Genomic DNA, 24,891 nt, shown 5'->3' on the forward strand with positions numbered 1-24,891 from the left:
TGTCCTCTCCGCTTGCCTCCTCCGGCCGCGCCCACTCCCCCTTCCGCTCTGCTGCGTCAGGAGCTTCTCTGGGCGTGCTCGGCCGGTAGCGCAGCGAAGCGAACATCCTCTCGCTGCCCAGTAGGGGAGGCGCTCTGCCCGTGGCACAGCCCGCCAGCAGCACGCACACCACCACGTAGCACCTGCTCACTGCGGCCCAAGAGTTGACCGGATTCGAATCGCCCCCACGCATGGGGCCTCCCTCTCCGCTCTTCAGCACTCGTGCGGAGTCAGGGACCAGTAAAAGCGGGCACTCGAGGGAAGACCACGCCCTCCAAGGTCATCCCAAACGCCGCCTGCGCCCCGCCCCCATCCTGTAGGGACTGTCACAACTTCTGACCGGTCAGAACGGGACCTCCATTCTGACCGGCCAGCACCGGGCCCTCGGTAACTCTGCCGCCCGGTTGAAACACCTGGGCGGACGGGCCCCTCGATTTCCTGCCTCGCTTCGGCCTACTTGATGAACTCGCCCAGCGCGCGGGCGACGTCGCCCGTGTCCGGATCACTGCCGCTGAAGAGCGCTCCCGCGTCCCCGTTCAGCCGGTGGTAGCGGATCTGCTCGGGCGGCAGCGCGCGCAGGTGCACCGTGTACGAGGTGTTCATGTCCAACTCGAGCTCGTTCTTCTCCTTGCGGCCCACCAGGAGCACCTCCACGTGCCCCTTCAACCGGCGCTGCGGCTTGTAGTTGAGCATCGCGCTCAGCCCCGCCTCGTACATCTTCATCCGGTGCCGGAACAGGTGCTCCTCCGCCGGCCCCTTCAGGTAGCCGCCGTCTCGCACCAGCCCCGTGACGTAGTCGTAGCGCTCCGTCTCCGGCAACGAGCGGATCTTCTCCATCGGCAGCGGCACGTGGATTCCCAGCAAGCGCTCGAAGATGAAGTGGTGATCCTCGATGGCGCGCAACTGCAACGCATCCGTGCCCGGCAGGCACGCCCACGGGCGCAGGAACACCGGCATCACCTGCACCAGCATCGCCACCTCTTCACCCGCCTCCTGGAGCCGGCACGCCAGCTCGTACGAGGGCAGGCCACCCATGCAGAAGCCGCCGATGTAGTAGGGCCCGTGAGGTTGGAGCGCACGCAGGTGGCGCATCCCGTAGTCGACGACCTCCTCCACGGAGCGCAGGGGCTCGCGCTCCTCGTCGAAGCCCGGCGCCTGGATGCCGTAGAACGCCCGACGCTCGGGCAGGTGCGGCGCCATGTGGCGGAAGTACGAAACGCCTCCGTCCGTGGCGGGGAAGAAGAAGAAGGGCGGAACCCCCGCCTCCCCCTTCTTGAACTGGATGAGGTTGGAGGGCGTGTCCTTCGATGAGGCGTCGCGGTTCTGGATGAGCGCGCGAAGGAGTTCCTGCTTGGCCTGCGAGAGTGGTGCGGACATCGTCATGGACTGACCTCCTGGGTTGAAACAAGCCTCGACAACATGGACTGGGCCTCGTCTTCGCTGAGCTCCGCCACGGCGGCCTCCAGCGCATTCGCGTCACCGCTGCCCGCCGCGGCCTTCAGCCGCGCGAACTTGAGCGCCCCGGCGAGGCCCTTCACGGTGGGGTGGACGAACAGCTCGGACATGGGCACCGTCACGCCCAGCCGCTCGCGCACGGCATAGAGCAGGCGCGCCGCCATCAGGGAGTGGCCTCCCAGCGAGAAGAAGTCATCCCCCCGCCCCGGCCTCCGCCCCGGCAGCAGGTCCGCGAAGAGCGAGGCCACCGTCTCCTCCATGGGCCCCACCGGAGCCTCGTAGGCCGTCTCCGTGGGCAGCAGGGAGTGCGAAGCCGGAGGGAGCGCCTGACGGTGCACCTTGCCGTTGTGCGTGCGCGGCAGCTCCGCCAGCAGCACGAAGTGCGCGGGCACCATGTACGCGGGCAACCTCCCCTTGAGCCAGCTGCGCAACTCCTGCACCTTCGGATCCGCCCCCGGCGCCGGACACAGGCACGCGATCAGCTCCTTCTCCCCGTCCGCCCCGGCCCGCGCCACCACGGCCACCTCACCGATCTTCGGGTGCTGGCGCAGCACGTGTTCGATCTCGCCTGTCTCGATGCGATAGCCACGGACCTTCACTTGATCATCCAGTCTCCCGAGGAACTCCACGCGCCCATCCCCGCGTTGCCGCACGAGATCTCCCGTGCGGTAGCAACGCAGCGGCGTGGGGAGCACGCCCCCCGGGTTGATTGACACGAAGCGCTCGGCGGTGAGCTCCGGCCGATTCCAATAGCCCAGGGCCACGCCCTCGCCGCCGATGTACAGCTCGCCGGGCACACCCGGGCTCACGGGAAGCCCGGACCCGTCCAGCACGAAGAGCTGCGTGTTCTCCAGGGGAAGCCCCGCGAGGATGGGAGCACCTGGGAGCAGCCGCTCGCGCAGAGACCAGATGGTCGTCTCCGTGGGGCCATACAGGTTCCACAGCTCCGCGCAGCGCGAGGCCAACCAGTCCACCAGCTCGCGCGAGGGGTGCTCGCCGCCGCACAGCGCCTTGAAGCGCTTGCTGCCCGGCCACCCCCACGCCTTGAGCAGCGACCACGTGGAGGGTGTGCCCTGCATGGCGGTGACACCCTGTTCCAGCAGCAGCCGCGCCAGCCGCTCACCGTCGCGCACGGCATCCGTCTCGGCAATCACCAACCGCGCCCCCGTCACCAACGGTAGGAAGAGCTCCAGCACCGAGATGTCGAAGGACCAGGTGGTGACGGCCAGCAGCACATCCTCCGTGCCGAGCCCGGGCTTGCGAGCCAGCGCCCACAAGCAGCTCACCACGTTGCGGTGGCGCACCACCACGCCCTTGGGCCTGCCCGTGGAGCCCGAGGTGTAGAGGAGATACGCCGGAGCCTCCGAGGTCAGCTCCACGCGCGGCGGATTGTCGGCGCGCAGCGGCTCCAGCTCGCGCAGCGTCAAGACAGGAATCCCCGCCGGCACGGCGTTGGGAGCCGCCTCCTCAGCCAGCACGAGCCGAGCCTGGCTGTCTTCCAACATGAAGCGGATCCGATCCTCGGGCAGATCGGGATCCAGCGGCAGGTACGCCGCGCCCGCCCCCAGCACGCCGAGCACCGCGGCGAGCAGCTCGGAGGAGCGCTGTCCCAACACCCCCACGAAGTGGCCCGGGCCAATGCCTCGCGAGGACAGCTCCTGGGCAATCCCATGCGCCCGCGCCATCAACTCCGCGCGTGAAAGCGTGCGGCCCGCATACGTCACTGCGGGAGCATCCGGAGCCCGAGTGGCCTCCCCGCGCACCCACTCGTGGAGGCAGCGCTCACGCGGCCAGGGCTCCTGGGTCTGGTTCCAGCCGGCCAGCACCTCTCGCGCCCGAGCCTCGTTGAGCAAGCCCGCCGCATCCACCGGAGCGTCCGGGGCTGCGGACAGCCGCGTGGCCAATGTGGTGAAGGCCTCGGAGAAGCGGGGACCGAACTCCTCCGAGAACAGCGAGGCGCTGGTGAGCAGCATCCCCCGGGTGCCCGTGGGGCTCGGGGTGAGGTGGCACTCCAGATCGAACTGGCACAGCTGCGAGTCGAACGGATACTCCGTGCACTCCACCCCGGACAGCCGCAGCGGACGCGAGGCGTTCTGCATGCCGAAGAACATCTGGAACAGCGGGCTGCGCGAGGGATCCCGCCGCTGCCCGGCAAGCTGCACGAGCTGCTCGAAGGCCACGCCCTGGTGCTCGAACGCATCGAGCGAGGAGCGATGGACGTTGCGAACCAGTTCCGCGAAGGAGATCCCCGGAGACACCTCGGTGCGCACCACGAGCGTGTTCACCATGCAGCCGATGAGCGGCTCCAGCCCGCGATCTCCCCGGTTGGCGTGTGGCGTGCCCACCACCACGTCCCGCTGACGGCAGTAGCGCTGCAGCGTCACCATCAACACCGCGAACAACGCCGCGAAGGGAGTGGCCCCCACCTGCTCCGCCGCTCGCGCGAGCGCCGTGTCCACCTCGGGCGGCAACGTGAACAGGTGCTGCCTTCCCCGATAGTGGGTGATCGGCGGGCGAGGAAAATCCCCCGGCAGCTCCATCGAGGGCAGGTGCTCCAACCGCTTGCGCCAGTAGTCCAGCCCCGCGGAGGCGCGATGCACCTCACGCTCCCAGTCCACGAAGTCCGCGTAGCCGAGCTTCAGCTCCGGCAGCGCCGCAGTGCCCCCCTCCAGTCCGGCCCGGTAGAGCGCCTCCAGCTCCGAGTTGAGCAGCCCCAGCGACCACCCGTCCGCCACGAGGTGGTGCAGCCCGATGCCCCAGATGTAGTGCTCGGGCCCCAGCTCCAGCAGACAGGTGCGCACAGGGGGCTCGCGCTCGAAGTCGAACGGACCGGACAGCGCCCCACGCAGAGCCTGCTGCACCCGCTCCTCTGTGACTGGCCCCTCCAGGCGGACCCGCCGCAGCGGCAGCACCTGGCGCGCGGCGAAGAACTGCACCAGGTGCCCCTCCTGCTCGGAGAACGTGGCGCGCAGCGACTCCTGCCGATCCACCACCTGCTGCAGGGCACGCTCCAGCAACTCGGGCTGGAGCGGACCTCGCAGCGTGAAGGCCTGGGAGACCAGATACGCATTCTGATCCGGAGCCAACCGCGTGAGGAACCACAGGCGGCGCTGCGCGCCGGAGAGCCCCGTGGCGGTACGCCCCTCCAACAGCGGCAGCAGCTCCGCCTTATGGGTGCGCAGCGCCTCCTTGTCCTCCGCCGTGAGCACACCTCCCACGGCCTTGAAGCGAAGTTGACCCTCGGAGGCCCACAGCCTCACTCCCTTGCTGGTCAGCTGCCCCAGCAGACCCCTCGCGGTCATCACAGACTCCCCTCCTCCAGCGCCTCGGACAGCGCCTCGGCATTCACGGCGGGAGCGCTTGCCTGCCGGACATGCGTGCACAACGCCTGGGCCAGAGCCCGCAGGCTCCTGTCCTCCAGGTAGAGCGACACTGGAACCTCCACCTTCACGAGCGCCCGCATCCGATTGTTGAGCTGCATGGCCAGCAGCGAATCCAGCCCGAGCCGCTTGAGCGACATCCCCTCGGAGAGAGAGGTCTCCGCCAACTGGAGGATCGTGGCCGAGTAGCTGCGCAGCAGCGGCTCGACCAGGTCCGGCTCAGGCACCCCCTCCGAGGCGCGCAAGGCCTGCTCCAGTCGCACCACCTCGGGCGTCTCGGGCGCCTTCATGATGGGCGGCTCGGGAGCCTTCAGCTCAGGAACCTTCATGATGGGCGGCTTGGGAACCACCGCCACGCTGGAGACGAACTCCAGACCCTCGGGCCAGCAAGGGATGCGCTGCCAGGGATAGGCAGGCAGCGAGATGATGCGCCCGCCCCGCCGCTGCACCGCTGCCCAGTCCAGCTCCACACCGCGCTCGTAGAGCTGCGCCAGCGTCTCATAGAGGTAGCGCTGCCCCTCTCCGCGCCGCATCGAATGCAGCACCGCGGCCCGAGAGCCCGCCTCCGCGACGGTCTGCTCACTGGCCAGCCCCAACAGCGGGTGGGGCCCCACCTCGAGCAGCAGATCGATCCCATCGCGAAGCAGCGCGCGCACCTGCTCATAGAAGCGCACCGGCTGGATGACGTTGCGCACCCAGTGTCTCGGATCCAGCTCCGAGCCCTCGGCGATGGTGCCGGTCGTCGTGGAGTAGATGGGAATGGAGCCCACGCGCGGCGCCAGCCCCTCCAGCTCTCGCATCAGCGGCCCCTGCACAGCCTCCACCTGGGGGCAGTGCGACACGGGGAACTCGGGGCCGAGCACTCGCGCGAAGATGCCTCGGGTCTGCAGCTCCGCGGCGATCGCCTCCAAGGCCTCCCGCTCGCCAGCGAGGGCGAAGCTGCGCGGACCATTGCGAGCGGCCCGGCTGGCGCGCCCCTGCCACCGCGCGAGCACCGCATCCAGCTCCTCGGGCGAGCACTCCACCACGGCCATGGTGCCCCGGCCTCGTGCGGCCTCCAGCTGCCGGCTCCGGGCGCTGATGAGACGAGCGGCATCCTCCAGGCTCAGCGCTCCGGCCACGTGCGCGGCGGCCACCTCGCCCATGCTGTGGCCGATGACCGCCGAAGCGCGCACGCCCAGCGACTCCCAGAGCCGGCACAGCGCGACCTGGAAGGCGAACAGCACCGGCTGGGCCACGTCAGCCCGCTCCAGCACCGTCGAGCCCTCGGCCAGCTTCGCCGCGACGGACCAGCCCGTGTACCGGGCAATCGCCGCGTCACAGGCCAGCAGCGCCTGACGGAAGACAGGCTCACGCTCCAGCAGCTCGCGGGCCATTCCGTCCCACTGGCCTCCCTGCCCCGGGAAGACGAAGGCCACACGAGGCGGGTGCGTGGGCTCCAACCGCTCCGGGCGGGCCTGCTCCAGCGCTGCGCGGAGCCGCTCCCGAAGACTGGCGCGCGAGGTGCCGACCACGGCCACCCGATGTCCCAGGTGGCTGCGGCCGCACGCCGCCGTGTAGCAGACATCATCCAGCGCGACGGTCGGCTCGGCCTCCAGGAACTCCATCATCCCGGCCACCCGGGCCTTCAGGGCCTGAGGCGAGTGCGCCGACAGCGCGAGCACGTGCGGCGGGCTCAGGGTCTCCTCGTGCGAGGCCCTCGGACGCACGGGCACGCCACACGCCTGCAACGCGCTGGCCGCTTCGAGCAACGTCTCCCACTCCGAACCCTGGCGGTGCGTCGAGGTGACGACCATGCCGTCACGGCCCACATGGGCCAGGCACTGCTCCACGAAGCGCGCGAGCGCTGGCTGGGGGCCCACCTCGAGGAACAGGTCCTCGCCGTTTCGAGCCAGCATCTCGATGGCGGAGGCGAACTCCACGGGCTCGCGCAGGTTGCGAGCCCAGTACGTGCCGTCCAGCTCGCGCCCTTCCATGAAGCGTCCCGTCATCGTGGACAGCAGCGGAGTGTGCGTGGGCTGTGGAGAGATGCCCGCCAGTCCCTGAATGAACTCGGGGAGGATGGGCTCGATGAGCGCGCTGTGCGAGGGGAAGGCCGCATCCACGAACGCACAGCGCACCCCGGCGGCGCGCTGCTCGGTGGCGATGCGCTCCAGCACCGGGTGCTCGCCCGCGATCACCGTGGAGGTGGGGCTGTTGCACACGGCGATGGACGCGCCCTCGATGCCGTGGAGGATCTTCTCCACCTCCTCCCGCGAGCGCTCCAGCAACAACAGTCCGCCGTGCCCTACCAGCCGGCCCGTCAGCTGCCCCCGGAGGCAGACCAGGCGGATGGCATCCTCGAGGCTCAGCGCCCCGGCGACATGCGCCGCCGCTACCTCCCCCAGGCTGTGCCCCAGGACGATGCGCGGGACGACTCCCCACGAGCGCCACAACTCGGCCAGAGCCACCTGCACGGAGAAGATGGCGGGCTGCACTACCTCCGGCTCATGGAGCCGGGACTGTCCCGGAGGCGCCAGCAGCTCCGGCAACAGGGACCAGCCCACCTGCGCCTGGATCTGCCGCTCACAGGCCTGGAGGCTGGCGCGGAACAGGGGCGAGGCCATCAGCAACTCGCGCCCCATGCCGATCCATTGCGAGCCATGCCCGGCGAAGAAGAACACCGGCTGGCGCCCCTCCTCGATCCCCTGAGCCACCAGCTCGCGCAGCAGCTCCTCCATCCGCGGCGCGGAGGGCGGATGCGCCTCCTCGACAATCACGTGGGCGTTGGTGCCGCCGAACCCGAACGAGCTGACACCGGCGCGAGCGGGACCATCCCGCCGAGGCCACTCGGTCAGCCGGGTCTGCATCTCGAGCCCCAGCCCAGCGAAGTCGATCTGCGGGTTGGGCGTGCGGAAGTGCAGGCTCGGAGGCAACTGCCGGTGGCGCAGGCCGAGCGCCAACTTCATCAGTCCCGCGATTCCAGCGGCCGCCTCCGCATGGCCCATGTTGCTCTTCACCGAGCCGATGCGCAGCGGCCGATCCGCCGGGCGCCCCTGGCCGTAGACGGCGCCAATGGCGGAGGCCTCGATGGGGTCTCCCAGCCGCGTGCCCGTGCCGTGAGCCTCCACATAGTCGACGGAGGAGGGCTCCACGCCCGCGCGAGCAATCGCCAGGCTGAGCACGTTTCGCTGGGCCCGAGGGCTGGGCGCCGTCAATCCGTTGCTGCGCCCGTCATTGTTGATGGCGGTGCCGCGAATCACGCAGGCAATGGGATTGCCGTCCGCGATGGCGCGCGACAGGCGCTTGAGCACCACCAGACCGGCGCCCTCGGCTCGGACATACCCGTCCCCGTCCGCGTCGAAGGTGCGGCAGCGGCCGCTGGGGCTGGTGGCGCCGAACCTCGCCATCTGCACCATGCTGTCGGGCGCGAGGATGAGGTTGACGCCTCCGGCAATGGCCAGCGTGGACTCGCCGCTGCGCAAGCTCTCGCAGGCCAGGTGCACGGCGACCAGCGAGGCCGAGCACGCCGTGTCGATGGCCATGCTGGGGCCCTCGAGCCCCAGCGTGTACGAGATGCGGTTGGCGATGATGCTGTGATGCACGCCGGTGACGCTGTGAGGCGCGATGGTGCCCAGCCCCATGCGTCCCAGCAGCAGGGCGAAGTCGCTCCAGATGGCGCCCAGGAACACGCCGGTGGCCGAGCCCACGAGCGAGTGCGGAGGAATGCCCGCGTCCTCGAGCGCCTCCCACGTCAGCTCCAGCGCCACGCGCTGCTGGGGATCCATGTGATTGGCTTCGCGCGGCGAGATGCCGAAGAACGAAGGATCGAAGCCGATGACATCCCGGAGGAAACCTCCCTGCCGGCCCGGAATGCTCCCCGGCATGGACGGATCCGGATGGTAGAGCGCCTCCACATTCAGGCGCTCCGGAGGGATGTCCTCCACCGCGTCGCGGCCCGAACGCAGCAGGTCCCAGAAGGCGGCGGGAGTGTCCACCCCTCCTGGGAAGCGACAGGCCATGCCGACGATGGCGATGGGCTCCTGCGCTGCGGCCCGAGGCAACTCATGGAGAGAGGGGGTGTTCGCCCGACCTCCCAGATGAGCTGACAGCTCGGCGATGCTCGGATGCTCCCAGAGCAAGGTGAGGGGCACGGGGCGCCCCAGCCAGGTGGAGAGTCTCGCCGCCAGGGCACCGGCTCCCAAGGAGTCCAGACCCAACCGACGAAAACTCGCATGAGCATCCACTCGCTCGGGGGGGACGCTCAGAGATTCCGCAACAGCGGTGATGAGCCACCGGCGGATGCTGTCCTGTCCGTTCAGGTTGGGCACGGAAGATAGGAGGTGCTAGAGCCTTTACAACCCCCATAGCCCACCATGATTACGATGCGCCGTTCAACCTCACATGCGCGCAGTTGCACGCAGATGTGACGGGATGCATCGGAAGCCCCCCTTAAAACCTGTTTCACATGTTTCAGAGCCCGGTCCCAGACCGATCCAGCACACGACTCTACGGGCTGGCGATCGTTACGGTACTTCCCAGGTATTGTTGGAGAAGACCTCTGGGTTGGAACAGAACTGCTGATTTTACGATGGGTGCCACGAACCCCACCTCATGGGTCCGATCCTGATCCGAGAGTTGTGCAGCCCGCTGCACGGTGTTTCACACTCGGGTCTCACCTGGCGCCTCTTCTCTCGCGGGGTTGGCCCGGGCATGAGGGTTGCTGAACGGAAAGTGCATCCGCCGCCCGTGCGGCCAAACCTCCAGGAGCCCCCGCATGACGCCCCGCCCCCTGTCCCTCGCCGTCCTCGCCGCTGTCGCCACTGCCTGCGGCGAAGGGGCTCCCACGCAGGTGGAGATCAACGAGGCTCGGGACCGTGTCGATGTCGCGCTCGGCGCGGCGACGCAGGTCCGCGCGGGGCTCGAGCTGCTCGGCCTGCTGCCGGTGTACACGTGTGGCAACCCTCGCAGGAGCTTCGTGGGGCAGGCCACCGAGTCGCTCCAGGCCCAAGTGGGCTGTGTCACCGCCAGCACCGAGGCCCTGGATGCCAGCACCGACGCGGTGGTGCTCTCCTTCGCGGAAGCTGGCTGCGAGGTTCGCGGGCACACCGTCACCGGGCAGGCGGCCTTCAGGTACTCGGGAGGCGAGGACCGGATGGAGATGAAGGCGGACCTGCGTGGGCTTCAGGTAGATGGTGACTCACTACAGGTGGAGGTGGGGTATGGCACCTGCGGTGATGAGTCCCGCTACTACGCTCTGGCGGAGGGCACGCTGCCCCGCCGGTCCGAGTACACGTACCGGGTGGATGGGCAGGTGGGCGTGCGCGAGGGGCTACCGGTGCTCGGCGGCACCACATTGGTGTTCAACGGACCGGGCGAGTTCCACGGGCCGGCGGGCACGAACCGGCTCACCTTCACCGAGTTGGAGTACGAGTTGGGGGAGTACGCCCCGAAGGAGGGCGAGGCGCTGCTGGAGACGGCGGACGGGAGGACGGTGAAGGCGTCGTTCAGCCCGGCCCTGTGGCGATTGGGGAAGATGGAGCTGACGGTGGACGGCCGGGATCCGGTGACGGTGCCCATCGTCCGGTGAAAGCGGAGAGGCGCGCGGGCCCGACCTCCGGTAGGGTGCGCGGCGTGAGCGACGACTTCACGATTCCAGCGTTCCGCGCCGTGCCCCGCACGGGCGTCATCTATGTCACCACCGAGGCAGGCCGCCGAGGGTACCGTCCAGGAGACCCGGAGTGGTGCAACCTGGGCCAGGGCCAGCCCGAGACGGGCGAGCTGCCGGGAGCCCCGCCGCGGGTGGGCAAGGTCGCCGTGGACGTGGCGGACCTGGAGTATGCCCCGGTAGCGGGGCTGTGGGAGGTGCGCGAGGCGATCGCGGGCCTCTACAACCGGCTCTACCGCAAGGGGATGCCGAGCCAGTACAGCGCGGAGAACGTGAGCCTGTCGGGCGGTGGGCGCACCTCGCTCACGCGCGCGGCGGCGAGTCTGGGGACGGTGAACCTGGGCCACTTCCTGCCGGACTACACCGCCTACGAGGAGCTGCTGGACGTCTTCAAGGCGTTCACGGCCATCCCCATCCTGCTGGAGGGTGAGCGTGGCTATGCCTTCACGCATGAGGATCTGCGGCGCGAGGTGCAGGGGCGCGGGCTGTCCGCCCTGCTCTTCTCCAACCCGTGCAACCCCACGGGCAAACTGGTGCAGGGCGATGAGCTGGCGCGTTGGGTGGGCGTGGCGCGCGAGCAGGAGTGCACGCTGCTCATCGACGAGTTCTATTCGCACTACATCTGGACGGGGCGGCCGGGGCAGCTGCCGGTGGAGAGCGCCGCGCGGTACGTGGAGGACGTGAACCGCGATCCGGTGGTCGTGTTCGACGGCCTGACGAAGAACTGGCGTTATCCGGGCTGGCGCATGACGTGGACGGTGGGGCCGCAGAAGGTCATTGAGGCGGTCTCCAGCGCGGGCAGCTTCCTGGACGGTGGAGGCAGCCGGCCCCTGCAGCGCGCCGCGCTCCCGCTGTTGGAAGAGCAGCACGTGGTGGCCGAGACGAATGCCATCAACACCGCGTTCCGCGAGAAGCGGGATCGGTTCCACTCGCGGCTGGAGCGGCTGGGCATCCGCAGCGATCGGCCGCCGGATGGGACGTTCTACGTGTGGGGCAACCTGGCCGGGCTGCCGCCGCCGCTCAATGACGGCATGGGCTTCTTCCGGGCCGCTCTGGAGGAGAAGATCATCTGCGTGCCTGGGGAGTTCTTCGACGTGAACCCGGGCAAGCGGCGCGCGCGCTCCTCGCGATTCCGTACGTATGTGCGGCTGTCGTTCGGTCCGTCCATCGACGTGCTGGACAAGGCGCTCGAGCGGATGGAGGCGATGATCCTGCGCCACATGGGTACGCCCGCGAAGCGGTAGCGCGTTACCGGGGCACGCTCACGGCGAGCCCCAGCCTCGGCCCGCGACGGCCCACGCGTGGGACACCGAGCCCGCGCGGAGGGCCCAGAGCCGCTCGTGCAGGACCACCGAGGCGCAGACGTGGTTCGGCACCACGCGGACGCGGTCTCCCACACGAGGCCGCCAGTCCGTGCCCGAGAGATCCAGCAGCCCGTGTTCCTCGGACAATGATCGGAGCGTCACCTCCGGGCGATCGAGCAGGGCGCCATAGCCGGCAACGGAAGCGACGCCCTCCTCCTTCGCCAGGGCCTTGGAGCCCGCGTCGATGACGGCCTGTCCGGGAACGGCCGTGCTCACCACGGTGGCGAGCACCGAGTAGGCACACTCCCTCCAGTCACAGGCCCCCACCGCCGCGCTGTTGCGATCATTGAAGATGTTGATGCCGGGGCGGATCTCCGTGAGCCCTGCCACCTCGTGCGAGCGCCAGAGCGTGGGGGTGGAACCGCCGCTGACCACGCCAGGATGGAGCCCTGCATCGGACAGCGCGCGGGAGAACTCCTGGAGGCGAGTGGTCAGGTCTCCCAGCGCGGAGTTCTGAGCGTTCAGCGAAGAGCGGATATGTCCTGGGTAGAACGTGATGCCTCGATACTCCACGGACTCCGCCGTGCTGCTCTCCCGGGCCAGCGCGAGAGCCTCCGCGGGGCTCTGCACACCCACCCGCCGCATCCCGAGATCCAGCTCCACCAGCACCCCCACCGTCCTTCCCGCCTTGCACGCGGCGATGCTCAATCCGGCAAGCGCCTCTCGGGAGTCGAGCGCCACCGTGAGCCGCACCTGCGCGGGGAGCCGCATGAGCCGCTCGAGCCGGGCTGCTCCCACAGGGGGATAGGCGAGGAGCACGTCGCTGGCTACCGTCGCCATCACTTCGGCTTCATGCGGCGTTGAGACTGTAACTCCCGAGGCCCCGGCCTGGAGCTGGAGCGCCGCGAGTTCCGGCACCTTGTGTGTCTTCGTGTGCGGCCGCCACCGCAGGCCATGCTGCCGGGCGTAGGTATCCACGCGCCGCAGGTTGGCCTCCACGCGCTCCAGGTCGACGAGGGCGGCGGGCGTCTCCAGGTTCTCCAGCGATGGCCTCTCCATGGGCGCCCCACGATAATGCTTCCCGTGCCTTCCTTCATGACTTCGAGCGTTCCGTGAAGCTCTCACCTCGCAGGCTCGGCCTGCTCAGCGCGCTCTACTTCGTCCAGGGCTTACCCTTTGGGTTCCAGTCCATCGCGCTCCCTGTCTACCTGCGCACCCAGGGTGTCTCGATCCTGGCCCTCGGATTCCTGGGCCTGCTGGCGCTGCCGTGGATGTTCAAGGCGCTGTGGGCGCCTCTGGTGGATCGGTACGGCTCTGCCCGCATCGGCCGGCGCAAATCGTGGATCCTCCCGCTCCAAGCGGCGCTGGCGGGAACCTGTGCCGTGGCGGCATTCGTTCCCGTGCAGGGCGCACTGTCGCTATTGCTGGGGCTCATCTTCCTGATGAACCTCTTCGCCGCGACACAGGACATCGCGGTGGACGGGTTCGCGGCGGACTCGCTCAGCGCCGAGGAGCTAGGACTGGGCAACACGGCGCAGGTGGTGGGCTACAAATTGGGGATGATCACGGGCGGAGGGCTGCTGGTCTGGGCGAGCCAGTACATCGGCTGGCAGGGGCTGTTCCTCTCGATGGCGGCGCTCTGCCTGGCGGTGTTCGCGGTGACGGCCTTCGCGAGGGAATCCGCGCCCCAGGGGCATTCCTCCGAGCGAACGAGCTGGAAACAGGTGATGACGCAGCTCAAGGAAGCCCTGATGCTGCCCGGAACGCTCTGGCTGCTGATCTTCATCGCCACGTACAAGTTCGGCGAGACGATGTCGGATGTTCTCTACAAGCTCTTCCTGGTCGACGCGGGTATCCGTCCCGAGCAGATCGGGCTGTGGGTGGGCACGTGGGGAACAGCCACCTCGCTGGTGGGCTCGTTGGTGGGAGGGCTGCTCGCGACTCGGATGCCGCTGCTGGGAGCGCTCACCGTCACAGCCTCCTTGCGGATCTTCCCGCTGGTGGGCCGGTGGTGGCTGGCGAAGATGGGGGTTACGGATGCGGGCGTCATCGGCGTCACCATGGCCGAGGAGTTCTTCGGCGGAGCGCTGACCACGACGATGTTCGCCTTCATGATGTCGCGGGTGGATCGGCGCATCAGCGCCACTCACTACACGCTGATGGCGAGCGTGGAGGTGCTCGGCAAGGCACCCGGAGGCCCGCTTGGGGGGTTGCTCGTGGGCAAGGCGCATTGGAGCTATGCCCAGGTGTTCCTGCTGGGTGTGGCGCTCTCGATCGCCTTCCTCTTCCTCATCCTGCCACTGAGGAGACAGAGGAACTCCCCAGCCCCACAGCCCACGTCGTGACGAGAGGAGCACGGGAGGCCCTTATCTCCCCTGGCAGAGCCAGATCTCAATGTCCAACAACAGCCTGCATTCCGCAGTTCGATATGGTGGAGCGTTCATCCTCACGACGGTCTCCTCACCATGAGTTCGATTCGCCCGCCAGAAGACTGGAAGAAGCGCGGTCCAGACACCCTGGACATCCTGCTCTTCGTGCGTGAGCAACTTCAGCAGGGCGTCATGCCCGAGATGTTCTTTGGGCGAGTGGATGTCCACGCTCTGCTCGGATTCGTCGATGGGACCCACTTCACGCTCTATTGCCAGCACCAGCAGGACCAGCGGTATATGGACTTCATCACCTGGCTGCGCGACGTGAAGCACGAGTTCCCGGCAGGCGGTGGCTGGGCGAAGAAGTTCCTCGAAGACTGTCACGGCGATCACCGCGAGGCACTCGATAGGTTCTTCGACCGCATGGCCGAGTTCGCTGCGCTGAGAGGAGGACCGCGATGATGATCCTCCCCTCGAACCGGCTCATGGCAACGCCCGCGCCCGGTTAGCCGGGAACCGTGTGATGAGGGCGAGCGGGACGGCCGGTGCGGGAGGACCCGTCAACCGACGGGGGGACCCGCACCGAGACGAGGGGCCCGCGACCTGTGCCCCATACTCGCGCCCTGGCTTCAGCGCTTGAGCCACCGTACCGTCAGCCCTCCGATCACGAGGACCGCGGCCACTGGAAGGCCCCTCCGCAGGTTGTGCTCCCACGAGTCCACCCGGTCGGCCATCATCAGCATCATCCAGTGCCTCGCCCAGTGGTCCGGGTACTTGTAGGCCACCTTGCGAATCACCCCGCTGAGCCCCTTGGGCGGAGCCGCCGTCCCGAACACCGGCGGCATCCCCTGCCTGCCGCCGTGCACCATCACCGGATAATCCGAGTGTTGCGGCGTAACGGGCACCTGCGCCCCCGCCAGCGGCTGCGGCTCCAACTCCATGGGCACTCCGGGACGCTGGCTCGGATCCAAATCCGCCCCCCTGCCCTCGATTCCCTGTCCTTGCATGGTCGTGTCTCCTCTCGTCAGGCGTGTCCGTGAGGAGCGAGGACGCACTTGATGCAGCCGTCCCGCTTCTGCGCGAACAGGTGATAGGCGTGCGGTGCATCCTCCAGCGGGAAGCGGTGGGTGATGATGCCCTTGGCATCGATCCGCCCCGCCCGGATGTGCTCCAGCAGGTGCGGCATGTACCGGCGCACGTTGCACTGGTTCATCCGCAGCGTCAGGCCCTTGTTCATCGCCGACCCGATGTTGATCAGGTTCCATGGCGGCCCGTACACGCCGATGATCGACACGTTGCCGCCCTTGCGCACGGCGCTGATGCTCCAGTTGATCGCCGTGGGCGCACCGGCCTCCAACTTGGCCAGCCCCAGCATCTTGTGCATCGTCGAACCCTCGGCCTCCATCCCCACCGCATCGATGCACACGTCCGCCCCGCGCCCGCCGCACAACTCCCGGAGGTGCATCACCACGTCATCCACCTCCTTGAAGTTCACCGTCTCCACCTTGGCGAACTGCTCGGCGAAGGCCAGCCGGTACGGCACGTGGTCCACCGCGATCACCCGCCCCGCCCCCATCAGCCACGCGGACTTCATCGCGAACAGGCCCACCGGTCCCGCGCCAAATACCACCACCGTCTCGCCGCCCTTGATCTCGCCCATCTCCGCGCCCTGGTACCCTGTGGGCAGGATGTCGCTGAGGAAGAGCACGGACTCGTCATCCATATCGTCCGGGATCCTCATCGGCCCCACATCCGCGAACGGAACGCGCACGTACTCGGCCTGCCCGCCCTCGTAGCCGCCCGTGGTGTGCGAGTAGCCGAACACCCCGCTGGCCAGATCGCTCGACGGGTTCGAGTTCTCACACAGGGCCGTCAGCCCCCGCTGGCAGTAGAAACACGAGCCGCAGGAGATGTTGAACGGCACCACCACGCGATCTCCCTTGCGCAGGTTCTTCACCTCGCGCCCCGCCTCCTCCACCTCCCCCACGAACTCGTGCCCGAAGGTGCAGCCCACGCGCGTGTCCGCGATGAGTCCATGCAGCAAGTGCAGATCCGAGCCACAGATCGCCGCGCGCGTCACCTTCAAGATGACATCCTGGGGGTGCTCGATGCTCGGATCCGGCTTGGTCTCCACGCGGACCCGATAGGGCCCCTGATACGTCAAAGCGCGCATAGGCTAAGCTCCTTTGCCTTAAAGGGGTGAGGACTCCCCAACCCGGGAGCAAGGCACGCCCGTGCCAATCCCTGGGTGCCAGGGCGACCGGGCAGCCAACCTGGATTTGCAGACAGCTGGCTGGCTCCTCACGTTCCGTCCAAATGATCACTCCCTTCTCCCACCGCGCTCACGCAGGTGAGGTGCTCGCCCGCTCGCTCGCGCGGTTCGCGGGACGGCATGACGTCACCGTTCTCGGCGTCCCCAATGGGGGCGCGGCCGTCGCCTTCGAGGTCGCGTGCCACCTCGCCGCGCCGCTGGATCTCTGCTTCCTCGAGCCCATCGTCTCCCCCCAGGGAGATGTCACGCTCGGCCTGCTCGGCTGGCCGCCCGCGCAGCAGCTCCACGATTCCGTCATCAACGCACTGGGTGTCAGCGACGAGCCCCTGCGCCAGGCCATGGCCCAGACCTGGCGGCGCCTCCGTCAGAGGATCCACGCCCTGCGTCCGCCCGCGCCTCCGCCCGCGCTCCATGGGCGCACCGTCATCCTCGTGGACGAGGGGGCCTCCCAGGGCCTCCTACTGCAGGAGGCGGCGGGGCTGGTACGCCGCACGGGCGCTCGCACCGTGGTGGCCGCGGTGCCCGTGGGTTCGCGTGAGGGACTGAGGCTGCTCTCCCCAGACTTCGATGACGTCGTCTGCCCCTGGCAGCCCCTGCCCTTCGACGTGCTCCCGTCCTTCTATGGCGACTTCCGCCCCGTGGCGGACGAGGACGTGCGCGGCTTTCTCTTGCGAGCCTGGGGCGACTGGGGCCGCTTGGGCTCCGAGATTCCCGACGTCCCCTGAGCCTGGGGCAGCTCCAGCGAGCGCCACAGGTACCAGCTGGCCACCGTGCGCCACGGCCGCCAGCGCTCGCCGTGGGCCAGCACGTCGCGCGGCCGCGGGGATTCCTTCAATCCCTGCATGAGCATGAAGCCCTTGCGGATGGCGAAGTCATCCACGGGCAGCACGTCTGGCCGCCCCAGCCTGAAGATGAGCAGCATCTCCACCGTCCATTGGCCGATGCCTCGCACCTGCGTGAAGCGCTCGATGAGCTCCGCGTCGCCCAACCGGTGAACCTCGGCCAGCGTGGGGACAGCGCCCTCGCGGGTCTTCAGCGCCAGGTCCTTCAGCGCCGCGGCCTTGTTGGCTGACAGCCCCGCCTCGCGCAGGGCGGTGTCCGGCGTGGCCAACAGCGCCTCGGGCGTGAACCCCGCGCCCTGCCCCACCCGATCGCAGAGGCGGCCGAAGATGGTGGCCGCCGCGCGGCCGTGGAGCTGCTGGTAGACGATGGACTCAGCCAGCGCCTCGAATGGGCTGTGCAAGGGCTTGAGCGAGAGCCGGAACGGGCCCACCTGCCGCATCACCTCACCCAGGCGAGGATCGGCGCGGGCCAGCGCCCGGCGAGCCGAGACGGTGAACGCCTCCGGGAGCAGCAAGGCAGCGGGAACGGAAGCGGCGCGAGAGGTGGCGGGCATGGCGAACCATGCTGCCACCCTCGCGCGAGGACTGCACGCAAGTTCAGCTACAACCTCAGATGGGCGCCGCCTCGTCCGTCTGCATGGGGACCTCGTTGCGAGGCTCGGCCTCCATCAGCTCGTCGAACTCCGCCTTCATCTGGACGCCGAGCGCCAGGAGCTGATCGTCATTGAGGATCTTCCGCACCATCGGGAAGAGCTCCTTCTCCTCCTCCTCGACGTGGTGCTCGACGTTCTCCATCATCACCTTCATCTTGGCGCTGAAGTTCTCGTCATCCGGCTCCATGTCGAGCAGGTCCGCGATGATGCGCTTGACGGCCAGATGCTCCTCCACGGCCTCGCGAACCATGTCCTCGCTCTTCTCCGTCTTGATGGAGGGATAGAAGTACAGCTCCTCGATGGAGGCGTGGGCCGAGAGCCGGTCGGCGATCATGATGAAGAGCTCGCGGCGCTCCGAGCTCGCCCCGTCCCCCAGCTTCTCGAACTTCTTGAAGAGCTTGCTCACCTCTTCGTGCTGTTCCTTGAGCAGATCCAGCGCGTTCATCGGTTGTCTCCCTGCGTCGTGTTATCGCTGATGCCCCAAGGCTAGGGATGCCCCCAAGGGCTGGTAAGCCAGCAGCCGCGGCCTGCATGCCCGCCTGCCTAGCCGTCTCAGCATTGGACAGGGTGTGTGCGAGGCAACAGACTGAGACTCGGGCTGTTCGTAATTCACGCGATGCCACCGAAACCCTGCAGTCCCCAGGGGGCTGGCGCGCTATGAAGGAGGGGTGGTGGGGACCCACCATCACAGGAGTTGCGGGATGCCCGTCGCGAGAAACCCAGGGAGCACCAGCCTCGTCGATATCCTTGATCGGGTCCTGGATCAGGGCATCCGATTCGAGGAGCGCCCTCACGCGGCGCTGGCCGCGGCCCACCCGCCCCTGGAGCAGGGCCGCATCGTCATCGCGGCCGTGGAGACCCACCTGGAGCCCCCCGGTGCCTCACCTGGGAAGACGGGAACCGGAGTCTAGCGCCGTGCCGTCCACCGCCCCCCTGACGCCCCCCTCCGCGCCTGGGATCGAGGAGCGCTCCGAGTCGCCTCCTGCAGGTGCCGCTCAGGAGCGAGCCCTGCTGCGGCACCTGGTGGACGCGGTGGCGGACCCGCTGCTCTTCACCAGCCCCGAGGGCCAGGTCCTCATGGCCAATGCCCGCGCCCGCGAGCTGCTCGTGGCCGGCGAGGGAGCCAGCGAGGGCTACCGCCGCGCCGTGGAGCTCAACCAGCGGCTCTTCCACACCGCGCTGCTCAGCTCCATCACCGGAGGCGCCTCCCCCGTGCGCCGGCGCGATCTGTCCCTGGTGGATCCCGTCGAGGGCACGGACCTGCTCTTCGAGCTGGACTGCAACCTGGTGCAGGAGCCGGGGAACCCCGCGGGCCGGGTGTGCGTGCTGCGCAACGTGACGGACCTGGGGCGCGCCACCCGGGCGCTTGGCGAGAGCTACCGCCGACTGCGGGCCTCGGAGCAGGAGGCTCGCTCGGAGCGGCTGCGGTTGGATCTCGTGCTGGACTCGGTGGCGGACCCCATCATCCTCACGGATCCGGCCGGCGGCACGGTGCTGATGAATGATCCGGCCGAGCGCCTCTTCGCCGCCACGCATGACAGCGGCGAGGCCACCCGGCGGCGCGCGCATACCAACGACGCGCACCTGTCCTCGTTCCTCTCGCACCTGCTCTCCCCCGGGGGCGCACGGCGCTGGCGCGGCGAGCTGGCACTGGTGGATCCCACCACCGGCGCACCGCTGCCCATGGAGGGCATCGCCAGTCAGGTGCTGAACGACCAGGGAGAGCCCACCTCCATCGTCACCCTGCTGCACGATCGGACCGAGGCCCGGGAGAAGGCCCGGCTCCTGGAGCAGCTGACGGCCGCCTCCAACGAGCTGGAGGCCAAGGTGCACACGGCCACCGCGGAGCTGGCCGAGCAGAACGAGAAGCTGCGGCGGCAGGCGCTCCAGTTGGAGCAGGCGAGCGCGGCCAAGTCGCAGTTCCTGGCCAACATGTCCCACGAGTTCCGCACGCCGCTCAACGCCATCCTCGGCTACACCAGCATGCTGCTGCAGGGGGTGAACGGGGAGATGACGCCCCAGCAGCGCAAGAACCTGCAGCGCATCGACTCCAACGGCCGGCACCTGCTCCAGGTCATCAACGAGATCCTCGACATCACCCGCATCGAGGCGGGGCGGATGCCGCTCAACGAGACGGACTTCATGCTCCCGGAGCTGCTCCAGGAGGTGATGGCGGAGATGGACCCCATCATCGCGCGCACGAAGCTGACGGTGAGCACCGCCCTGGCGCCCGAGCTGCCGGAGGTGCACAACGACCGGCAGAAGGTGAAGCAGATCGTCCTCAACCTGCTGTCCAACGCGCTGAAGTTCACCCACGAGGGCTCTGTCCAGGTCTCCGCCGCGTACGAGATGGCGACCTCCACCGTCGCCATCTCCGTGAAGGACACGGGCATCGGCATCGCGCCCGAGCACCTGGAGAAGATCTTCGAGGACTTCCAACAGGTGGACAGCTCGCCCACGCGGGCCTACGGCGGCACGGGGCTGGGTCTGTCCATCTGCCGACGTCTGGCGGCGATGATGGGAGGCCGAGTGAACGTCCATAGCACTCCGGGGCAGGGTTCCACCTTCACACTGCAGCTGCCGCGACGTATGAGGCGTCCATGACGAATGCTTCGGCTGGAGACAAGCCGCTCGTGCTGGTCGTGGACGACTATCAGGACGCACGAGAGATGTACGCGGAGTACCTGGAGTTCTCCGGCTTCCGGGTGGCGGAGGCGACCGACGGCGCCGATGCGCTCGACAAGGCCTTCTCGCTGCTGCCGGACATCATCCTGATGGACTTGTCGCTGCCGGTGATCGATGGCTGGGAGGCTACACGCCGCCTCAAGGGCGACGAGCGCACGAAGAAGATCCCCGTGGTGGCGCTGACGGGCCATGCGCTCACGCAGAGCGAGGGGGCTCAGGTGGGCTGCGATGCCTTCGTGATCAAGCCGTGCCTTCCGGACACTCTGGTGGCGGAGGTGAAGCGGGTGCTGGCGGCACGGCCTGGGTGAGGCGCGGATGGACCCTTGGCCCGAGCCTGAAGGCTCACTCGGCATCTACGTCTATGGTGTGCTTCGCTCGCGGGTGGAGCTGAGCTTCGGCGCGATCGGGCTCGGTGTACCTCCGGCGGTGGTGGGAACGATGTGGGAGGGGGAGCTGGCGGCGGTGGTGTCCGCCGGGCCCGTGGGCGTGCCGGATCCGACCCGGGACAACGTGCTGGCGCACTATCGCGTGCAGGAGGCGGTGATGCGCGAGCACACCCTGCTGCCCACGGCCTTCGGGCTCACCGTCTCCGGGCGCCAGGAGGTGGTGGAGTTGCTGCGCTCGGGCCATGACGCCTTCTTGAGCGTGCTGGCGCAATTGGACGGGCAGATCGAGCTGGGGCTCAAGGTGCTCTGGGATCGGGACCTGATGCCCCAGGAGGCGGCCGAGCACGACGCGCGGACCATCGTGGAGGCGCTGCGGCCCCACGCCACGGCGGTGCGGGTGGTGAGCCCCATTGGAGAGCGGATGATCCTCAACGCGGCGTTCCTCGTGGCACGGGAGCGGGAGGCGGCCTTCGACGCGAAGATGCGCTCGCTGGCCGCGCAATTCGAGCTGCTCACGTTCCAGTACACGGGCCCGTGGGCGCCGTACCACTTCGCGGACATCCGCCTGCGGCGCGAGACCGATCGGACACACCTCCCGCCAAAGCCGGAAGCTGCTGAAATCTAGGCGATAACAGCCTGTCCATACCGCCATAGAAACGCCCCCTGGAAGTGCCTGCTCCTGCCCAAGGTGCTGGTAAGGTACGTACCTCCGACCCCATTGGCCCAGAAGGCACTTCACCTTGGCGCTCTACGAACAGCTCCTGCTCTTTCCTGAACGGGCAGAATTCATCGGCCAGTTCGAGGACTATCGGGTCCGGCTCGATCACTGGAGAGAGCTGTCGTCCTCCTTCCTGGAAGCGTTCAAGTCAGTCCACGACCGTCACGGCGCCGCAGTGCTTCTCGTGCATGGCGCTCAGGGCACAGGCAAGACGCTGTTCAGCCTCCAGTTGGAGAAGGGCTTCGAGCGTGCCAGGGCGGGGCGGATCGAGCCAGAGCGCGACAACCTGTGGCACACGCTCGTCGCCGACGAGCCAGGCTCGAAGGACATCATCAAGGCCGCGACTGACCACACCGCACTCCGCCGTGTCCTGCCTCAGAGTGATTGGCTCAAGGACGAACGCCGTTTCGCCAAGGACAACAGGCAGCCTGTGCGCATCTTCGTCATGGATGATGTCCACAAGGACGTGTTCATTCGGGAGTGGGCTGGCCTCTCTCAAGGCGAGTACCTTCGGCTCAAGGCAGATGGAAAGGAAGCCGTGGCATTGAGCTCCGCGGCGCAGCAACTCGTCGAGGACTGCCGCGGAGACTTCCAGCGCTCACTCTTCCTGCTGCTGTCAAACAATGCCGAGATGATGGGGCGACTGAAAGACCACCTGGACGAGTCCCATCGGGGACTGGCGACCCTCCTCGAGCTCCCTCTTCCCCAACCGGCACTCAAGGAAGAGATTGTCCGCCTACCGTGTCCTCCAGGGTGCGGAAGGCTTCACGGACTCCTTCCAGGCCATTGGTCGTGCCCTCCGCAGCGAGGCGGATAGAAAGGCTGACCGGAAGCGCACTGGACGCCCCGCCAACAAAAATCTCATCACTCTGGTCACTCTCGGAACAGACCCCCTGACCGCCAAGGCTTTCATGGAGGACCAGGAGTTGGCTGCTGAGGGGAGCGAGCACCATTACGGAAGCCATCATGCCGTCTGGCTGCTGAAGGACGCATGGGCCTCTGTCCTCGACACAGCTCAGGATGCCAACCTCTCGCGCCGAGCGCGTATGGTCGAATCCGAATTTGCCCTCCGCTGGGTGACGCTCGACATGACCGCCACCTATGCACTCCTCCACACGCCTCCTGCCCCTGGAGACCTCGGCGAGCGTGTGCTCGACGTCATCCGCTTCTTCCCGAGCATCGCCAAGCCGGACGAAATCAAGAAACAGTCCTTGAACTCCCAGAGGCTCGATGTCGACCTGAATACCGCTGCCTGGAATTCTGAGGCCATCAAGGACTTCTCTACCCGGTTTCGGGACCTGGGCCAGCGCCGCAGCGTTGAGTACGAGAAGAGCTTGGCTGCGCGCCTTGGGGACTATAGCCACAGCTTCCAAGTGCATCCGACCGTGAAACCGGACTTCATCCTTGGGGAATACACCCCCTGTGCCGTCACTCGAGCCCCTACTCACTCGCTGGAAGCGATCAGCGAGGCCATTCGCCGAACCTGTCATGCCATCGAGTTCACAGCTCATCTACAGGCAGACATGAAGGGGCTCGTCGAATACGTTCTGGACAAAGTCCAGCGATACGCAGAGCTGCTCGAATCTGTATAGAGGTTCCCTGCTTCCAGTCAGACCTTGCGCCAGTCGTCGTTCGGCAGCCCGTGCGCACCGATGGCTGCCATCGGCTACAGGCCTCCGTCGATGACAAGTAACTCCCCGGTCATGAAGACGGCCGAGGGGCTTCATGGTTCCTCCTGTGTTCCCGAGCGGGCCGCCCTTGTACTCCTTGAGACTCCGGCGTGAACTCTGCCCATGAACCTGCCGACCCGCCTGGCCTCGCTCCTCCTGCTCACCGTGATGGCTGTTGGCTGCGCCTCCCGTGGGTCTGCCATGACTGACAGTTCCTCCCCTGCCCTCTCGCCGCTCGATGCATGCGCCGAGCGCTACGTGAAGCTGGTGCTCGCGCTCGGCCAGCACGACTCCAACTACGTGGATGCCTACTATGGCCCCAAGGCCTGGGCGGAGGAGGCCAAGGCCTCACCCCTCTCTCTCGAGGAACTCGCAACGCGGGCCTCCGCGCTGGTAACGGAGCTCGAGGCCGTGCCCGTTTCCTCGGACGAGATGCTGGCACTGCGCCGCAGCTATCTCCTGCGCCAGACAGACTCGCTCGCCACCCGGGCGCGGCTGCTGCGTGGAGAGAAGCTGAGCTTCGACGAGGAGAGCCAGGCGCTCTACAACGCCCGCGCTCCCGTGCACACCACGGAGCACTTCGAGCAAGTGCAGGCCGAGTTGGAGCGCCTGCTCCCAGGGCCCGGCCCGCTGATGGACCGCATCGAGCGCTTCCGCCAGGAGTTCATCATCCCCAAGGAGAAGCTCGACGTCGTGTTCCGCACGGCCCTCGATGAGGCCCGCCGCCGCACGCTGGCCCATATCCCCCTGCCCGCCGGAGAGGGCATCTCGCTCGAGTACGTCACGAACAAGACGTGGAGCGGCTACAACTGGTACCAAGGAAGCGCGAAGAGCCTCATCCAGATCAACACCGATCTGCCCATTTTCATCTCCCGTGCCATCGATCTCGCGGCGCATGAGGGCTATCCCGGACACCACGTCTACAACGTGCTGCTGGAGCAGCACCTGCTGCGAGAGCGAGGCTGGGTGGAGTTCTCGGTGTATGCCCTCTTCTCGCCGCAATCGCTCATCGCCGAGGGCAGCGCCAACTACGGCATCGACGTGGCCTTCCCCGATGCGCCGAAGTACCTGCGCGAGGTCCTCTTCCCCCTGGCGGGCCTGGACCCCAAGCGCGCTGACCTCTACGTGAGCGTGGAGAAGCTGGCCCACAAACTCAACTACGCGGAGAACGAGGCCGTGCGCGGCTACCTCGATGGCCGCCTCACCCGTGAGCAGGCTCGCGACTGGCTGGCCCGGTACCGGCTGATGTCCCTGGAGCGTGCGACGAAGTTCATGGCCAACGCCGACGCGGTCCGCGCCTACGTCATCAACTACAACCTCGGCCGAGACATGGTGGCGGACTTCATCGAGCGGCAGGGCGGCACGGATGAGGCCCCCGACAAACGCTGGCAGCTCTTCCAGGAGCTGCTCTCCTCACCGCGCCTGCCCGGGGATCTCCGCTGAGCCGAGCCGGAGCCCGCTGCACGCGCTT

The 24,891-nt window shown here is 67.9% G+C and carries 21 protein-coding genes; 12 read left to right on the forward strand and 9 right to left on the reverse strand.

Going from position 1 to position 24,891, the window contains the following annotated elements:
- The 4 genes from KY501_RS51290 to KY501_RS51305 all read right to left on the reverse strand — a co-directional run.
- A partial coding sequence (locus KY501_RS51290) for a hypothetical protein (protein WP_224372914.1) occupies positions 1–232 on the reverse strand: 232 nt, incomplete at its 3' end.
- A 260-nt stretch (positions 233–492) separates the two neighbouring features.
- On the reverse strand, positions 493–1,422 hold the full coding sequence (locus KY501_RS51295; RefSeq protein ID WP_224372915.1) for a thioesterase domain-containing protein: 930 nt from the start codon (positions 1,420–1,422) through the stop codon (positions 493–495).
- Complete coding sequence (locus KY501_RS51300) at positions 1,419–4,796, reverse strand: non-ribosomal peptide synthetase (RefSeq protein ID WP_224372916.1); 3,378 nt, start codon at positions 4,794–4,796, stop codon at positions 1,419–1,421. The genes KY501_RS51295 and KY501_RS51300 overlap by 4 nt, the downstream gene beginning before the upstream one ends.
- Positions 4,796–9,184, reverse strand: coding sequence for a type I polyketide synthase (locus KY501_RS51305; protein ID WP_224372917.1), 4,389 nt, complete (start codon positions 9,182–9,184; stop codon positions 4,796–4,798). The genes KY501_RS51300 and KY501_RS51305 overlap by 1 nt, the downstream gene beginning before the upstream one ends.
- A 446-nt stretch (positions 9,185–9,630) precedes the next feature.
- Here KY501_RS51305 and KY501_RS51310 point away from each other — a divergent pair, with 446 nt between their 5' ends.
- Positions 9,631–10,443 carry a hypothetical protein gene (locus KY501_RS51310; RefSeq protein WP_224372918.1) on the forward strand — a complete coding sequence of 271 codons (813 nt, stop codon included), beginning with the start codon at positions 9,631–9,633 and terminating at the stop codon, positions 10,441–10,443.
- Positions 10,444–10,487: 44 nt separating this feature from the next.
- Entirely contained in the window at positions 10,488–11,765 is a 1,278-nt protein-coding gene (locus KY501_RS51315; protein WP_224372919.1) for a pyridoxal phosphate-dependent aminotransferase, read from the forward strand.
- 18 nt (positions 11,766–11,783) lie between these two features.
- Here the strand turns inward: KY501_RS51315 and KY501_RS51320 are convergent, their stop codons facing one another.
- Complete coding sequence (locus tag KY501_RS51320; protein WP_224372920.1) at positions 11,784–12,884, reverse strand: D-TA family PLP-dependent enzyme; 1,101 nt, start codon at positions 12,882–12,884, stop codon at positions 11,784–11,786.
- Positions 12,885–12,937: 53 nt separating this feature from the next.
- On the opposite strand from KY501_RS51320, the gene KY501_RS51325 reads away from it, so the two are divergent.
- A complete protein-coding gene (locus KY501_RS51325; protein WP_224372921.1) occupies positions 12,938–14,170 on the forward strand; it encodes an MFS transporter in 1,233 nt (410 codons plus the stop codon).
- 120 nt (positions 14,171–14,290) lie between these two features.
- A complete protein-coding gene (locus KY501_RS51330) occupies positions 14,291–14,656 on the forward strand; it encodes a hypothetical protein (protein WP_224372922.1) in 366 nt (121 codons plus the stop codon).
- Between the two features lie 167 nt (positions 14,657–14,823).
- On the opposite strand, the gene KY501_RS51335 is transcribed toward KY501_RS51330, so the two are convergent.
- Both KY501_RS51335 and KY501_RS51340 read right to left on the reverse strand, forming a co-directional pair.
- A complete protein-coding gene (locus KY501_RS51335; RefSeq protein WP_224372923.1) occupies positions 14,824–15,201 on the reverse strand; it encodes a hypothetical protein in 378 nt (125 codons plus the stop codon).
- A gap of 17 nt (positions 15,202–15,218) precedes the next feature.
- Entirely contained in the window at positions 15,219–16,367 is a 1,149-nt protein-coding gene (locus KY501_RS51340) for a zinc-dependent alcohol dehydrogenase (RefSeq protein ID WP_224372924.1), read from the reverse strand.
- 143 nt (positions 16,368–16,510) lie between these two features.
- Between KY501_RS51340 and KY501_RS51345 the strand changes: the two genes are divergently transcribed.
- The gene (locus tag KY501_RS51345; RefSeq protein WP_224372925.1) at positions 16,511–17,191 is read left to right on the forward strand and encodes a phosphoribosyltransferase; all 681 of its coding nucleotides are present in this window, start codon (positions 16,511–16,513) and stop codon (positions 17,189–17,191) included.
- Here KY501_RS51345 and KY501_RS51350 read toward each other — a convergent pair.
- Together KY501_RS51350 and KY501_RS51355 are read right to left on the reverse strand one after the other, a co-directional pair.
- A complete protein-coding gene (locus tag KY501_RS51350) occupies positions 17,086–17,862 on the reverse strand; it encodes a DNA-3-methyladenine glycosylase family protein (protein ID WP_224372926.1) in 777 nt (258 codons plus the stop codon). The genes KY501_RS51345 and KY501_RS51350 overlap by 106 nt on opposite strands.
- 55 nt (positions 17,863–17,917) lie before the next feature.
- Positions 17,918–18,406, reverse strand: coding sequence for a hemerythrin domain-containing protein (locus KY501_RS51355; RefSeq protein WP_224372927.1), 489 nt, complete (start codon positions 18,404–18,406; stop codon positions 17,918–17,920).
- A 256-nt stretch (positions 18,407–18,662) separates the two neighbouring features.
- Here KY501_RS51355 and KY501_RS51360 point away from each other — a divergent pair, with 256 nt between their 5' ends.
- From KY501_RS51360 to KY501_RS51390, 7 genes are all read left to right on the forward strand, one after another.
- Positions 18,663–18,872, forward strand: coding sequence for a hypothetical protein (locus tag KY501_RS51360; RefSeq protein WP_224372928.1), 210 nt, complete (start codon positions 18,663–18,665; stop codon positions 18,870–18,872).
- Positions 18,873–18,876: 4 nt separating this feature from the next.
- A complete protein-coding gene (locus KY501_RS51365; RefSeq protein WP_224372929.1) occupies positions 18,877–20,565 on the forward strand; it encodes a PAS domain-containing sensor histidine kinase in 1,689 nt (562 codons plus the stop codon).
- Positions 20,562–20,954 carry a response regulator gene (locus KY501_RS51370; protein WP_224372930.1) on the forward strand — a complete coding sequence of 131 codons (393 nt, stop codon included), beginning with the start codon at positions 20,562–20,564 and terminating at the stop codon, positions 20,952–20,954. The genes KY501_RS51365 and KY501_RS51370 overlap by 4 nt, the downstream gene beginning before the upstream one ends.
- Positions 20,955–20,961: 7 nt before the next feature.
- Complete coding sequence (locus KY501_RS51375) at positions 20,962–21,657, forward strand: GvpL/GvpF family gas vesicle protein (protein ID WP_224372931.1); 696 nt, start codon at positions 20,962–20,964, stop codon at positions 21,655–21,657.
- A 115-nt stretch (positions 21,658–21,772) separates the two neighbouring features.
- On the forward strand, positions 21,773–22,567 hold the full coding sequence (locus KY501_RS51380; RefSeq protein WP_224372932.1) for a hypothetical protein: 795 nt from the start codon (positions 21,773–21,775) through the stop codon (positions 22,565–22,567).
- Positions 22,479–23,342 carry a hypothetical protein gene (locus KY501_RS51385; RefSeq protein ID WP_224372933.1) on the forward strand — a complete coding sequence of 288 codons (864 nt, stop codon included), beginning with the start codon at positions 22,479–22,481 and terminating at the stop codon, positions 23,340–23,342. Before KY501_RS51380 ends, KY501_RS51385 begins: the two co-directional genes overlap by 89 nt.
- Positions 23,343–23,621: 279 nt before the next feature.
- On the forward strand, positions 23,622–24,863 hold the full coding sequence (locus tag KY501_RS51390) for a hypothetical protein (protein WP_224372934.1): 1,242 nt from the start codon (positions 23,622–23,624) through the stop codon (positions 24,861–24,863).
- Positions 24,864–24,891: the final 28 nt, after the last annotated feature.

It is taken from the genome of Hyalangium versicolor (assembly GCF_020103695.1).
GTDB lineage: Bacteria > Myxococcota > Myxococcia > Myxococcales > Myxococcaceae > Hyalangium > Hyalangium versicolor.

Bases quoted from the DNA above. Each gene is read 5' to 3' on its own strand.
- KY501_RS51375 (WP_224372931.1), top strand. From the start codon at position 20,962: ATGGACCCTTGGCCCGAGCCTGAAGGCTCACTCGGCATCTACGTCTAT.
- KY501_RS51360 (WP_224372928.1), top strand. From the start codon at position 18,663: ATGCCCGTCGCGAGAAACCCAGGGAGCACCAGCCTCGTCGATATCCTT.
- KY501_RS51370 (WP_224372930.1), top strand. From the start codon at position 20,562: ATGACGAATGCTTCGGCTGGAGACAAGCCGCTCGTGCTGGTCGTGGAC.
- KY501_RS51310 (WP_224372918.1), top strand. From the start codon at position 9,631: ATGACGCCCCGCCCCCTGTCCCTCGCCGTCCTCGCCGCTGTCGCCACT.
- KY501_RS51330 (WP_224372922.1), top strand. From the start codon at position 14,291: ATGAGTTCGATTCGCCCGCCAGAAGACTGGAAGAAGCGCGGTCCAGAC.
- KY501_RS51320 (WP_224372920.1), bottom strand. From the start codon at position 12,884: ATGGAGAGGCCATCGCTGGAGAACCTGGAGACGCCCGCCGCCCTCGTC.
- KY501_RS51390 (WP_224372934.1), top strand. From the start codon at position 23,622: ATGACTGACAGTTCCTCCCCTGCCCTCTCGCCGCTCGATGCATGCGCC.
- KY501_RS51300 (WP_224372916.1), bottom strand. From the start codon at position 4,796: ATGACCGCGAGGGGTCTGCTGGGGCAGCTGACCAGCAAGGGAGTGAGG.
- KY501_RS51345 (WP_224372925.1), top strand. From the start codon at position 16,511: ATGATCACTCCCTTCTCCCACCGCGCTCACGCAGGTGAGGTGCTCGCC.
- KY501_RS51355 (WP_224372927.1), bottom strand. From the start codon at position 18,406: ATGAACGCGCTGGATCTGCTCAAGGAACAGCACGAAGAGGTGAGCAAG.
- KY501_RS51295 (WP_224372915.1), bottom strand. From the start codon at position 1,422: ATGACGATGTCCGCACCACTCTCGCAGGCCAAGCAGGAACTCCTTCGC.
- KY501_RS51335 (WP_224372923.1), bottom strand. From the start codon at position 15,201: ATGCAAGGACAGGGAATCGAGGGCAGGGGGGCGGATTTGGATCCGAGC.
- KY501_RS51350 (WP_224372926.1), bottom strand. From the start codon at position 17,862: ATGCCCGCCACCTCTCGCGCCGCTTCCGTTCCCGCTGCCTTGCTGCTC.
- KY501_RS51340 (WP_224372924.1), bottom strand. From the start codon at position 16,367: ATGCGCGCTTTGACGTATCAGGGGCCCTATCGGGTCCGCGTGGAGACC.